Origin of the sequence: Sphingomonas sp., from assembly GCF_036269755.1 — a bacterium.
Classification (GTDB): Bacteria; Pseudomonadota; Alphaproteobacteria; order Sphingomonadales; family Sphingomonadaceae; genus Sphingomonas.
In genome coordinates, this window is the sequence record NZ_DATBDV010000001.1 from 1 (window position 1) to 12,167 (window position 12,167).

The 12,167-nt window shown below is 67.5% G+C and carries 11 protein-coding genes; 5 read left to right on the forward strand and 6 right to left on the reverse strand.

From position 1 onward, the window contains the following. Positions 1 to 64: 64 nt before the first annotated feature. Both VH326_RS00005 and VH326_RS00010 read right to left on the reverse strand, forming a co-directional pair. The gene (locus VH326_RS00005) at positions 65 to 346 is read right to left on the reverse strand and encodes a DUF3297 family protein (protein ID WP_329629738.1); all 282 of its coding nucleotides are present in this window, start codon (positions 344 to 346) and stop codon (positions 65 to 67) included. 181 nt (positions 347 to 527) lie between these two features. Next, positions 528 to 872: a hypothetical protein gene (locus VH326_RS00010; protein ID WP_329629739.1), complete on the reverse strand. Its 345-nt coding sequence runs from the start codon at positions 870 to 872 to the stop codon at positions 528 to 530. A 188-nt stretch (positions 873 to 1,060) separates the two neighbouring features. Between VH326_RS00010 and VH326_RS00015 the strand changes: the two genes are divergently transcribed. Beyond that, positions 1,061 to 2,383, forward strand: coding sequence for a hemolysin family protein (locus VH326_RS00015; RefSeq protein ID WP_329629740.1), 1,323 nt, complete (start codon positions 1,061 to 1,063; stop codon positions 2,381 to 2,383). A gap of 152 nt (positions 2,384 to 2,535) precedes the next feature. Here VH326_RS00015 and VH326_RS00020 read toward each other — a convergent pair whose 3' ends face one another. Then, positions 2,536 to 3,240: a helix-hairpin-helix domain-containing protein gene (locus VH326_RS00020; protein WP_329629741.1), complete on the reverse strand. Its 705-nt coding sequence runs from the start codon at positions 3,238 to 3,240 to the stop codon at positions 2,536 to 2,538. A 116-nt stretch (positions 3,241 to 3,356) separates the two neighbouring features. Continuing rightward, complete coding sequence (purD, locus tag VH326_RS00025) at positions 3,357 to 4,622, reverse strand: phosphoribosylamine--glycine ligase (RefSeq protein ID WP_329629742.1); 1,266 nt, start codon at positions 4,620 to 4,622, stop codon at positions 3,357 to 3,359. Here purD and xseA point away from each other — a divergent pair. Next, positions 4,621 to 5,997 (forward strand): exodeoxyribonuclease VII large subunit, encoded by a 1,377-nt coding sequence (xseA, locus tag VH326_RS00030; protein ID WP_329629743.1) that lies wholly within the window; start codon positions 4,621 to 4,623, stop codon positions 5,995 to 5,997. The two genes, purD and xseA, sit on opposite strands and share 2 nt — an antisense overlap. A 32-nt stretch (positions 5,998 to 6,029) precedes the next feature. On the opposite strand, the gene VH326_RS00035 is transcribed toward xseA, so the two are convergent. Further along, entirely contained in the window at positions 6,030 to 6,389 is a 360-nt protein-coding gene (locus VH326_RS00035) for a hypothetical protein (protein WP_329629744.1), read from the reverse strand. Positions 6,390 to 6,510: 121 nt separating this feature from the next. Next, positions 6,511 to 7,302, reverse strand: coding sequence for a hypothetical protein (locus tag VH326_RS00040; protein ID WP_329629745.1), 792 nt, complete (start codon positions 7,300 to 7,302; stop codon positions 6,511 to 6,513). Positions 7,303 to 7,510: 208 nt separating this feature from the next. On the opposite strand from VH326_RS00040, the gene VH326_RS00045 reads away from it, so the two are divergent. The 3 genes from VH326_RS00045 (at position 7,511) to VH326_RS00055 (ending at position 11,894) form a co-directional block, all read left to right on the forward strand. After that, the gene (locus VH326_RS00045) at positions 7,511 to 7,711 is read left to right on the forward strand and encodes a DUF2093 domain-containing protein (protein ID WP_329629746.1); all 201 of its coding nucleotides are present in this window, start codon (positions 7,511 to 7,513) and stop codon (positions 7,709 to 7,711) included. Then, positions 7,708 to 8,601: a M23 family metallopeptidase gene (locus tag VH326_RS00050; protein WP_329629747.1), complete on the forward strand. Its 894-nt coding sequence runs from the start codon at positions 7,708 to 7,710 to the stop codon at positions 8,599 to 8,601. Before VH326_RS00045 ends, VH326_RS00050 begins: the two co-directional genes overlap by 4 nt. 248 nt (positions 8,602 to 8,849) lie before the next feature. Beyond that, positions 8,850 to 11,894, forward strand: coding sequence for a TonB-dependent receptor domain-containing protein (locus tag VH326_RS00055; RefSeq protein ID WP_329629748.1), 3,045 nt, complete (start codon positions 8,850 to 8,852; stop codon positions 11,892 to 11,894). Positions 11,895 to 12,167: the final 273 nt, after the last annotated feature.

Below are 12,167 nucleotides of genomic sequence, written 5' to 3' on the forward strand. Positions count from 1 at the left end.
CCCATCGACAGCTTATCCTTCGCCACGCTGCGGTCGCGTGCTGCGACAGGTCATCGGCGGTTTATCACGCTTTGTCCTCGTCGGCGCTAGGCGCTTCTTCATGGCCACCGCTCTCAAACCAGGCCTCGACCTCCCCGCTCAGCTTCAACGTCAGCGGATTGCCGTGCCTGTCCACCTTCTTGCCCAGCGCCACCCGGATCCAGCCTTCGGAGATGCAATATTCCTCGACGTCGCGGCGCTCGACGCCCTTGAAGCGGATGCCGACGCCGCGCTCGAGCAGCGGCTGGTCGAAATACGGGCTGTTGGGGTTGGTCGAGAGGCGGTCGGGGGCGGTGTCGGTGCTCATGCCCGCGTCCTTAGCCGCGGGGGCTGCGCGAACGCAACGGCGCGGGAGGGGTTGAGCCTCTCCCGCGCCGTCTTTCTTGTCCGGGGGTGGCGCCACGTCGTCAGACGGAGCCGCTGCGCGGCACCGCTGCCCGACGTGGCGTCTCGTGGATTAGCTTGGCGCTAATCCACGTGCGCCCGTGTCAGTAACAAACCCGCACGCGTACCGGGCGCCCGTAATACGGGTCGTAGCGGCGCTCGATACGGCACTCGCGGTAATTGTAGCGCGGGTATTCGTTGTAATAATTGTACCGCGGCTGGTTGTAGTAATAATCGTCGCGATAATAGCGGTCGCGATTGTTGCTGGACGCGATCGCCGCGCCGATCGCGAGGCCGGCGATGCCGCCGACGATCGCCGCGCCCGTGGCATCGCCGCCGCGGTGATAGCGGTGGCCGCCGTAACGCTGCGCCTCGGCCGGGGCCGCGGCGGTCAACGCAGTGGCACCGAGCGTCGCGCCCAGTACCGCTTTGGTCAGAAAGCTATTCATCTCGAACCTCCGTCTACATGAGCCCGTTTTTCCGCATCGCGTATCAACGCAGAACTGTCCGAGCCTGTTGCATGGGTGTAGGCGATTCGGTCTGAATGGCCGCTGAGAGGCGCATTCAGTTGCGGTTTAACTACGAAAGGGCGCTGTTGCGCCTGACCGCCGCACCCGTATAGGCTCCGCCCCGCACCATGGCCCCGGCTCCCCCTCTCGACCCCTTTCCCTGGATCGACGTCGTCATCATCCTCGTGCTCGTCGCGGTCAACGGCGTGTTCGCGATGACCGAGATGGCGATCGCCTCGTCGCGCAAGGCGCGGCTGGAGGCGATGGCGCGGACCGGGAGCCGCGGCGCGCGCGCGGCGATCGATCTCGCCGCCGATCCCGGCAAGTTCCTGTCGACCGCGCAGGTCGGGATTACTTTGATCGCGGTGCTGTCGGGCGCCTATTCGGGGGAGGCGCTGGGCGGCCCCGTCGCCGCGCGGCTCGAGCTGGCGGGGATGAGCCACGATAGCGCGGGCACGGTCGGGTTCGTTCTGGTGATCGGACTCACCACCTTCGTCTCGCTGATTGTCGGCGAACTGGTGCCCAAGCAATTCGCGTTGCGTTCGCCCGAACCGATCGCGGCGGTGATGGCGATCCCGATGACGTGGCTGTCGCGGATCGCGGCGCCGCTCGTGTGGCTGCTCGATTCGACCAGCGGGCTGTTGTTCCGGCTGGCCGGATTGAGCCGCGACAGCGAGGATCAGGTCACCGCCGAGGAGCTCCATTTGATCGTCGCCGAGGCGAGCAAGTCGGGCGTGATCGAGGAGCATGAGCGATCGATCATCTCCGGCGTGGTGCGGTTGGCGGATCGCCCGGTGCGCGAAGTAATGACGCCGCGGACCGAAGTCGACTGGCTCGACAGCAGCCTCGACGATATCGGCATCCGCGCCAAGCTCGCGGGCACGCAGCATACGCGGCTGCCGGTCGCCGACGGTTCGATCGACGCCGTGATCGGCGTCGTCCAGGCTCGCGACATCGTCGCCGCCGCGATCAAGGGCGAACCGCTCGACCTCAAGGTGCTGATGCGCGCGGCGCCGGTGGTGATCGACCAGCTCGACGCGATGGACGCGCTCGTGCGGTTGCGGCGAGCGCCGGTGCCGATGGCGCTGATCCACGACGAATACGGCCATTTCGAAGGGATCGTGACGCCCGCCGATCTGCTCGCCGCGATCGCCGGGGAATTCGCGTCGGACGCCGATCCGAACGAATCGCCCGATTTCGTCCATCGCGACGACGGCAGCTATCTGGTCGCGGGCTCCGCCTCGGCCGATCTGCTCGCCGAAAAGCTCGACCTCGATCTGCCCGACGACCGCGACTATGCGACCGCCGCGGGCTTTGCGCTCGCCGCATTCCGCCGCTTGCCGGGCGAGGGCGAGAGCGTCGTCGAGCAAGGCTGGACGTTCGAAGTGGTCGATCTCGACGGGCGTCGCATCGACAAATTGCTGGTCACGCGGGCGAGGGAGGGGCGCTAAAGCGCTCGATAATTTTACGCTTCCCCGGCGAAGGCCGGGGCCCAGTTACAGTACAGATGTGATGAGGCAGCGCCTTCAATTCGCCGCTCCCACCTGGGCCCCGGCCTTCGCCGGGGAAGCGTAAGGGGAGCAGTAAAAAGGAAAGCGCGACGCTAGCCTAGTTTCCCGAACTCCGCCTCGTAGCCCGCGGTGTCGCCGCTCGCGAGCAGCCTGGCCTGGTCGATCCAGCGGTCGCGCGTCATGCGGCCGGTGAACGCGCCGAGCTGGACGTCGAGCGCCGCGGCGTCGTCGGGGGTCAGCGCCGCGATCTGATCGACTCGCGTGATGCCGCGCTCGGCGAGCATCGCCGCGACCTTGGGGCCGAGACCCTTGATCGTGGTGAGCGCCAGCGCGCCGGCAATCGCCGGTTCGACCGCCGGCGCAGCTTCGGGCTCGACGGCGGGTGCAGCCTGGGGCGCGGCGGCCGCGACGGGCTCGGGCTCGGGCTCCGGGGCGGCCGCAGGTCGGGCTGGCTCGGGCTCCGGCTCGGGCTCGGGTTGGTCTTCGGCCGGCGCGGCGGGCGCCAGTTCGTACCCCGGGTCCCGCGGCGTTCCGGGGGTGGGGCCGGCTTCCGCTTCGGGCTCCACGGCAGCGATCGTCTCGCCGTCCGCAACCTGTTCGGGCGGCAGCTCGATCCCGGCTTCCTCGGCGCGCTCCTCGGCGGCTTGTTGCGCGCGATGCCGCTGGTGCGCGAGGCGCCGGCCATAGAGCATGCCCGCGACCACCGCGACGGCGGCGAGCGCCATCAGGATCAGCTGGATGATCGTCCAGCCATAGAAGGCATCGGCGGCGCCACCGACCGTTACGGGCGTCTGCATCCTGGGAGTCCTCGATCGTATCTTCCCGTCACCCTTAGCGGATGACGGGCGATACGCCATAACGGGGCCGGTCGGTGGACGTTCCGCGGCGGCGGTCGGCGAGCGTTGCCGCGCGCTCAGTCCGATTCGCGGGCGATCTCGCGCGCGCCGATGTCGCGGCGGCAGAAGCCGGTGGGGAAGTCGATCGCGTCGACCGCGCGATACGCGGCGGCTTGCGCGGCGCGGACGGTGGCGCCGGTCGCGGTGACCGCGAGCACGCGTCCGCCTGAGGCGATTAGGCGGCCGTCGACCGACTTGGTTCCGGCCTGGAACACCTTGGCGCCGCCCGCCTCCGCCGCGTCGATCCCGCCGATGGCGCCGCCGGTCTCGGGCGTTCCGGGATAGCCATTGGCCGCCATCACCACCGTCAGCGCGACATCGTCGCTGAACACCGGGGCGGGCGCATCGCTCAGGCGCCCCTCCGCAATCGGCAGCAGCAGCGCGAGCAAGTCGCTCTCCAGCCGCATCATCAGCACCTGGCATTCGGGGTCGCCGAACCGCGCGTTATATTCGATCAGCCTGGGCCCCTGGCCGGTGAGCATCAGCCCCGCGTAGAGCACCCCCGAATAAGGCATGCCTTCCGCGGCCAGGGTCGCGATGGTCGGGGCGACGATCTCGCGAAGCGCGCGGGCTTCGAGTTCGGGCGTCAGCACGCGCGCCGGGCTGTGCGCCCCCATGCCGCCGGTGTTCGGGCCGGTATCGCCATCGCCGACGCGTTTGTGGTCCTGCGCGGACCCGAACGGCACCATCGCTTTGCCGTCGGTCAGCACGAACAGGCTGACCTCCTCGCCGTCGAGGAATTCCTCGATCACCGCGCTCGCGCCGGGCTCGGCGAACAAGGCATCGATCGCGGCCTCCGCCTCGGCCATTGTCATTGCCACCGTCACGCCCTTGCCGGCGGCGAGACCGTCGGCCTTGACCACCACCGGCGCGCCGAACGCGGCGAGCGCTGCCCGCGCCTCATCGAGCGAATGCGCCGTGCGATAGCCGGCGGTCGAGATGCCGGCGCGGTCGCACAGCGCCTTGGTGAACGCTTTCGATCCTTCGAGTTGCGCGGGTGCCTTGTCGGGCCCGAAAACCCTGATCCCGGCCGCGCGCAAATCGTCGGCGAGCCCCGCGACCAGCGGCGCTTCGGGCCCGACCACCACCAGCGCGATCCCGGCTGCGCGGCAGAAATCGATCACGCCCGGATGGTGCGTCACGTTCAGCGCGACCAGCTCCGCCTCCTCGCCGATCCCCGGGTTTCCGGGCGCGGCGTAGAGTTTCGTGAGGAGGGGCGATTGCGCGAGCTTCCACGCAAGGCCATGTTCACGCCCACCCGATCCGATCAGCAGGACGTTCATGCCCGACCCTTTTCCCGACGACGACAACGCGCGGCTGGTAGCGGAGGCTCGGCCTGGCGACAATTCCGCGCCGGAAAGCGTGTCGGAACTGTCCGGACGCCTCAAGCGCATGGTTGAGGGCGAGTTCGGCCGCGTCCGGCTGCGCGGCGAGATTTCTGGGTACAAGCGCGCGGCGTCCGGCCACGTCTATCTGTGCCTCAAGGACGATGCCGCGGTGATCGACGGGGTGATGTGGAAGGGGCAGGCGGCTTTGCTGCCGTTTGCCGCGCAGGACGGGATCGAGGTGATCGCGTCGGGCAAGCTCACCACCTATCCGGGCCGTTCCAAATACCAGGTCGTGATCGATCGCATGGAGCTGGCGGGCGAGGGCGCGCTGATGGCGCTGTTCGAGAAATTGAAGCAGCAATTGGGCGCCGAAGGGCTGTTCGACCAAGGCCGCAAGAAGACGCTGCCGTTCATGCCGCGCGTGATCGGCGTGGTCACCTCGCCGACCGGCGCGGTGATCCGCGACATCCTCCACCGCCTCGCCGATCGCTGCCCGACGCGCGTGATCGTGTGGCCGGTCAAGGTGCAGGGCGTCGGTGCGGCCGCGGAGGTCGCCGCGGCGGTGCGCGGGTTCGACGCCCTGGCGGCGGGCGGCGCGGTGCCGCGTCCCGACCTGGTCATCGTCGCGCGCGGCGGCGGGTCGATCGAGGATCTGTGGGCTTTCAACGAGGAAGTCGTCGTCCGCGCGGTCGCGGCTTGCTCGATCCCGATCATCTCGGCGGTGGGGCACGAGACCGACACGAGTCTGTGCGACCACGCCGCCGACTTGCGCGCGCCGACCCCGACCGCGGCGGCCGAGCTCGCGGTGCCGGTGCTCGCCGAATTGCGGCTCGGGCTCGACGCTTATGCCCAGCGCGCCGAGCGCTGCGCACGGCGCTATGTCGAACGCGGGCGCGAGCGGAGCGATGCGCTCGCGCGGCTGCTGCCCAAGCGCGACGCGCTGCTCGGCCCGCAGCGCCAGCGCGCCGACGATGCCGCGCAGCGCCTCGACCGAGCGCTCGAACGGCGCGTGACGCTGGCGCGGGGCCAGCTCGACCGCACCGCCGGCGCGTTTCGCCCCGCCTTGCTCGTCCAGCGCGTCGCTGCCGCGCGCCAACGGCTCGACCAGACCTTCAAGCTGGTCGAAGCGCTCAACCCCCGCCACGTGCTCGATCGCGGCTATGCCTGGGTCGAGGCGCGGAGCGGCGGCGCCGTCGCCAGCGCGGTCGCCGCGCGCAAGGCCGGCGCGCTGACGCTCCATTTCGGCGATGGCGACGTGGCGGCGCGAGTCGAGCAGCCGGGCGGCAAAACCCACGTCAAGGACAAATCGGATCAGCCGACCTTGTTATAGCGGTTGCCCGTCAAACGGCGTTTGTGCCCACATCACCGCCAGCGGACTTGCGATCCCGGCTGGACCGCCCGCATCAGTCCCTCCAGTTCGGATAGGATCAGGCCGATGCTCTCGGGCTTGAAAACCAGCGGCAGCTCGGTTCCGCCGTCGAGCGACAGGAACAGCACCGGCTCGCCCTGCTCGGTCCGTCCCGTCTGCATTCCTGTGGGCCGGATGAACTGCTGGTTGCCCTCCCCGTTCAGCTTTTCTGCCTCGGCGGCCAGCGCCGCTCCGAGGGCGCCGGCACATTCGGCGCTCACCTCGAAACGGTGAAGCTCCTGATCGTCTCCGAGCATTTCGAAGCGGATGCCGTCGCGCTCCGCCGACCATTGAACAACCTGAACGTACTTCAACGCAGCTTCCCCTCGATGCGACGATGATCGTGCCGGCGAAGCGTGCATCGCCGCCGGCTTGTTTGCAAATTGCCGAGCGCCGTTGCTCGCGATGACGATGGCCGCGGACGGTGCGGCGGCGTCATTCCTTCGGGAATAGCAACTTCGCCGGCCGGCGCTCCCGAGCGTTCTTGAACAGCGAATAGGTCTGTCCCACGATCTCGCTGACGCCGGTAATCGAGGCCATATGGCTTTCCAGTTCGGGCGTCTTCTTCGCCGCGATCAGCCGCACGGGTGCCGCCGGATCGGGTCCCTCGAACCGGACGTAGAAAAGCGGCTCGCCGCGCCGGAGAATGAGGTCCTTCGCGGTGTCGTGCCACTCGAAGGCCCACATCAGCGCGCGCGGCCAGATATCGATCGGGAAGCGCCCGTCGATCTGGATCCCCGGCCTGTCCGGCGTATAATGGAGGATCGGGGGATATTGGTTGATGTAGACCGGATCGTCCGAAACGAACACGTAGGAGGTCAGCATCTGCAGCACCGGCCGCTGCGGGTGGCGCCACTCGTGCCGCGGCTGGAATACGATCCATCGCTGGAGCGCGTCGGCGCGGATCGGGCTTTTGTCCGCGAGCACGTTGGTGATGTCCATCCCGCCCGGCGTCAAGTTCAGGCGCAGATGCACGTCGATCGGGCAATTGATCACGAAATGACGGCGGTCGAAGTCGAGAACCGAGGGACATTGCCCGACCGACCTGGGATCGCTGCTTTGGGATTCGGTCCGGACCGGCTTCGGGGTGTCCCAGATGATGCTGGCATCTTCGGTCTTGAGCAGCCAGCCGACAGTGTAGGCCCGGGATTCGGCCGGTTCCGAGCCGGCAAGGCTCGGCTCGGTCTCCGCAGTGCGGGGACCCTTCGAAAACAGATTCCTCAGCATTGGCGGGTTAGTGGCCTTTCTGTCGCTTCGGCTGCCCTGACGCGCCGGCTTGTGCGGCATCGGCGCGTAGCACGGCAGTCCCCGGCGAGCTAGCGGGCCGGCTTCAGACCGAGTTCACGCAAGCGGCGTCAACAGCCAGTGCAATTTCAATCGGGCGGGATTATCAAGTCGGATGTCGCGTGTGGATCACGAAGGGAATGCTGCGCTCATGCTGATGTCCAATACCGATCGCCCGGCGCGGCTCCACTACATGGCGAACGGGTTTCGCGTGCTGCAGCCGGGCAGCCATGTGACATGCGCGGTGTCGGGCGCCACGATCGATCTCGACGACCTGCGCTACTGGAGCGTCGAGCGGCAGGAAGCCTATGCCGACGCCAGCCTCGCGCTAGAGGCCGAAACCCGGCGATGAAGCGCGCGCGGCGCTGGGTCTTCGGCCTCGCCGCTTCGGTCGCCACGGGAAGCTGCATCGAGGCTCCTGCGCGGCTGGCCCTCATCTCCGCGCCGTTGCGAGCCGCGCCGCTTGTTCCGCAAAACTCCGCTGCGTTCGAACTCAACGGCAGCATGACACAAGGCGGATTGCTTCGCGGGGTGGTGCCGCCGCGGACCGCCTCGCTGGCGCTCGACGGCGTTCCAGTTGCGGTGGCGTCCGACGGTGCGTTCGTGATCGCGTTCGACCGCGATGCGGGGCCGAGCGCGATGCTGGTCGCGACATTGGCCGACGGCGGTATCGTGTCGCGCGCGCTGAGCGTCGCGCCGCGCGCATGGAACATCTCGCGGCTGTCGACTCTCCCGAAATATCCGGTGCCGCCCGCCGATTTCGCCCGCATTCGCCCCGCCGAGCTTGCCGCGATTAAGGCCGCGCGCGCGGCATCGATCGAATCCGAAGGCTGGCGCCAGCCATTCCGCTGGCCCGCGACGGGGCGCATCTCGACGCTGTTCGGGTCGCAGCGCGTCTACGCAAACGGCGAGGCCGGCGCGTACCATTCGGGGATCGACATTGCGGTGCCCGAGGGGACGCCGGTGTTCGCGCCCGCCGACGGCGTGGTCATGCTGGCGTCGGACCATCCGTTCCTGCTCGAAGGCAATCTGTTGCTGGTCGGGCACGGCATGGGCGTCGAAAGCGCGTTCATGCACTTGTCGCGGATCCTCGTCGCGGCCGGCCAGACGGTCACGCGTGGGCAGGTGATCGCCTATTCGGGACGGACCGGGCGAGCAACCGGGCCGCACCTCCATTGGGGCCTGCGGTGGCGAGGCGCCAGGATCGACCCGTTGCTCGTCGCGGGGGCGATGCCGAGGTAGCCGAAGAGAGACGGCAGCCATACTGTCCTATCGCAATAAGACACCTAATCTGCCCCTTTGTGGCAAAGTTGTTACGCCGATGCACCAAATCGCGCTTGGTCCGGTCCGGCCGCTTTACACAGGTTACGACTCGTTTATCGATTGGTCGTCGGTTCGGCTGGAGGGCTTGCGACCGGCGAGAGGGGATGTGGCCGGCGCGCAGGGGGTCTGCGCGCGGGCTCCAACCCATATTGGGGATATATACCAGGATGGCTTTTTTCCGTTCGGCGCCCAAGCTGCGCCTGCTGACGACCGCGGCTCCGCTCGGGCTGATCGCGACGCTCGCCGCTACGCCGGCCTTTGCGCAGACGACGCAGCCGACCGCGACGCCGGCGAGTGCCACACCGGCCGACCAGGCGACCGACGATCAGAAGGACGACATCGTCGTTACCGGCACGCTGTTCGCCAACGCGACCAAGACCGCGTCGCCGGTCACCGTTGTGACTGCGGAGAATTTGGACCGCGCCGGCATCACCAACGTGTCCGATGCGGTGCGCTCGATCTCGGCCGACGGTGCGGGCTCGATCGGCAACGGCTTCAGCAGCGGTTTCTCGGCGGGCGGCTCGGCCGTATCGCTGCGCAATCTCGGCGTCTCGTCGACGATCACGCTGATTGACGGTCTGCGCTCGGCGAACTTCCCGCTGAACGACGATGGCCACAACAATTACGTCGATCTCAACAGCATCCCGATGGCCAACGTCGAGAGCATCCAGGTGCTCAAGGACGGCGCGTCGTCGCTGTACGGCGCCGACGCGATCGGCGGCGTGGTGAACCTCATCACCCGCAAGAGCTTCAAGGGCTTCGACGCTACCGTCGATGCCGGGGTTTCGGAGCGGGGCGAAGCCGCGAAGTATCGCGCGCGCATGCTCGTCGGGTTCGGCGACTATAGCCGCCAGGGCTTCAACATCTATATCGGCGGCGACTATGAGCGCAGCGCGCTGGTCACCAACGACTCGCTCGGCTTCCCGTTCAACACACTCGATCTTCGGGCGATCGGCGGCAACGACAACAATCGCGCCGACGATACGCTGACCACGGCGACCCCCAATGCCGTCGTTACCCGCACGACGCAGACCGACCTCAACAACCCGTTGGCGGGTTCGGTCGCCAATGCCACCACGCCGGCGATCTTCAACTCGCTGACGCCGATCGGCAACTGCCCGTACGGCACGTTCTCCGAGAACACCTCCGCGCGGATCGGCACGGCGTGCGCGCACGACCTGCAGAAGGAATTCGCCATCTTCCTTCCCAAGCAGGAGCGCTACGACTTTGTCGGCCGCGCAAGCTTCCGCCTGGGCAGCAGCATCGAAGGCTATCTGGCGGGGAGCTACGCGAACAATCGGGTCGATATCACCAGAGCGCCGGTTGCCGTTCGCCAGACCCAGGCGTTCGGCGGCAGCCCAGCGACCTCGACGACCACCCCCGGCGTCGTCCTTCCGGTCTATATCTGCGCTGCGGGCACCAACTGCGCGACCGACCCGAACCGTCAGCTCAACCCGAACAACCCCTATGCCGCGGCTTTTGCGGCCAATCCCGCCGCCGGCGCGGCGCGGCTTTACTACCTGTTCGGCGACATCAAGTCGGGCAGCAAGCGCATCAACAAGGTCTACCGCGTGTCGGGCGGACTGAAGGGCGAGATCGGATCCAACTGGCGGTGGAACATCGATTCCGCCTACTCGCGCGACAATCTTGACCTGACGGTGTACGGCAACTTCAACCTGGCCGGTCTGGTCAAGGCGATCAACACGGGGTCGTACAATTTCGTCAATCCGGGTCTGAACAGCGCAGCGGTGCGCAACTCGGTCGCCCCGCCGATCAACGCCAGGTCGGATTCGACCGAAATCACCGCCGACGCGATCGTCAAGGGCAAGCTGCTCGCGCTGCCGGGCGGCGATCTGCAACTCGCGGTCGGCGGCCAGTTCCGCCGCGAGGAACTCAACAACCGCAGCCTCAACCCGAACCTCGACCTGCCCGGCGTGTCGACCGCGCAGGCGTTCGGCAAGCGTTCGGTCGTGGCCGGATTCTTCGAACTCGACGCGCCGATCCTCGACAATCTCGACGTCAACATCTCGGGCCGGTACGACCATTACTCGACCGGGATTGGCCGCTTCTCGCCCAAGGCGACGATCAAGTTCCAGCCGGTGAAAGGCCTCGCGCTCCGCGGCACCTATTCGGAAGGATTCCGCGCGCCGACCTTCGCCGAATCGAACCCCCTCAGCTCGTATTCCGGGTTCGTCGGCTACACCCCGAACGCAGCGTTCGTTGCCGCGCATCCGGGCAATGCCGGGTATGTCGCGGCCTACAGCCTCGGCAGAGGCTTTGTCGGTAACCCGAACATCCAGCCCGAAATCTCGCGCAGCTATACGGCCGGTCTGATCGTCGATCCGGTGCGCTGGCTGACCTTCACGGCCGACTATTACCGAGTGAAGAAGTCGAACCTGATCGTCACCGGGCCCCAAGTCGGCGACGCGATCACGGCGTATTATTCGGTTGCGAACCAGTCCTTCGCTTCGGCGGCTGCCGCGGCGGCAGCCGGCTGCGCCAAGGTCGCGGCGGTTGCACCCGGCTATTCGTGCAACGTCATCGACGGCGCCGATCCGTCGGCGCTCAACGCGTTGCCGCGTTTGCTCGTCGTCAACGCGCCGTATGTGAACTCGGCATATCTGATCAGCTCCGGCCTCGAGTTCAGTCTCGATGCCCGGATCCCGATCTCGAACGATATCAAGCTCGAGAGCCGGCTCGATCTGCAGGAAACGCTGCAATACGACCTCCATCCCACGACCGGCCCGGTGCAGAAATACGCCGGCACGGTGGGGCCGGAGGATCTGTCGTCGGGCGGCGGCACGCCGCGCTGGCGCGGCAACTGGCAGAACACGCTGGTTGCGGGAGCGTTCTCGCTGACCGCGACGACCTATTATGTCGGTGGCATCAAGGCGGTCGCGGCAGACCAGGCGTCGTCAGCGGTCAGCCCGACCGTCAACGACATCTCCTGCAACGCCGTCGTCTACAAGGTGACCGGCCAGCCGGTGGACAAGTTCTGCCACGTGAAGAGCTTCATCTACACCGACTTGAACCTGGCGGCGAACGTGGGCGACCAGTTCACGTTCTCGCTCACCGTCGGCAACGTGTTCGGTGCGCGGGCACCGCTGTTCGCGAACACCGCTTATTCGACGCAGACCAACTACCTGGCGTCGTGGCACGCGGCCGGCCTGATCGGCCGTACGTTTCGGGCGGGTGCCCGGTTCAGGTTCTGATCCGCTGGGCGGGGCAGCGTCGGGCTGCCCCGTCCACGCAATTCGGAACGTCTCCCACGTAATCAACGTCGCGCCGCAGGGCGAGACGGGCGGATTCGCACGCCCGCGGCCTGTGACTTTTTGGCTACAGCCGGTCTGAAATCTCGGCGGCAGGCTACGAGCCGCCTTTACAGTCGCGGCGGCTAGCGCCATCCACCGGCCAATGCCCCAGTCGGCGCTCTGTGCGCCGCGTCGGGGTGTGGCAACCGCCCGGAACCGCGAATGCGTGGCTGG

Coding starts and splice junctions, on each gene's coding strand:
- VH326_RS00005 (WP_329629738.1), bottom strand. CDS start 346: ATGAGCACCGACACCGCCCCCGACCGCCTCTCGACCAACCCCAACAGC.
- VH326_RS00010 (WP_329629739.1), bottom strand. CDS start 872: ATGAATAGCTTTCTGACCAAAGCGGTACTGGGCGCGACGCTCGGTGCC.
- VH326_RS00015 (WP_329629740.1), top strand. CDS start 1,061: ATGGCCCCGGCTCCCCCTCTCGACCCCTTTCCCTGGATCGACGTCGTC.
- VH326_RS00020 (WP_329629741.1), bottom strand. CDS start 3,240: ATGCAGACGCCCGTAACGGTCGGTGGCGCCGCCGATGCCTTCTATGGC.
- xseA (WP_329629743.1), top strand. CDS start 4,621: ATGCCCGACCCTTTTCCCGACGACGACAACGCGCGGCTGGTAGCGGAG.
- purD (WP_329629742.1), bottom strand. CDS start 4,622: ATGAACGTCCTGCTGATCGGATCGGGTGGGCGTGAACATGGCCTTGCG.
- VH326_RS00040 (WP_329629745.1), bottom strand. CDS start 7,302: ATGCTGAGGAATCTGTTTTCGAAGGGTCCCCGCACTGCGGAGACCGAG.
- VH326_RS00045 (WP_329629746.1), top strand. CDS start 7,511: ATGCTGATGTCCAATACCGATCGCCCGGCGCGGCTCCACTACATGGCG.
- VH326_RS00050 (WP_329629747.1), top strand. CDS start 7,708: ATGAAGCGCGCGCGGCGCTGGGTCTTCGGCCTCGCCGCTTCGGTCGCC.
- VH326_RS00055 (WP_329629748.1), top strand. CDS start 8,850: ATGGCTTTTTTCCGTTCGGCGCCCAAGCTGCGCCTGCTGACGACCGCG.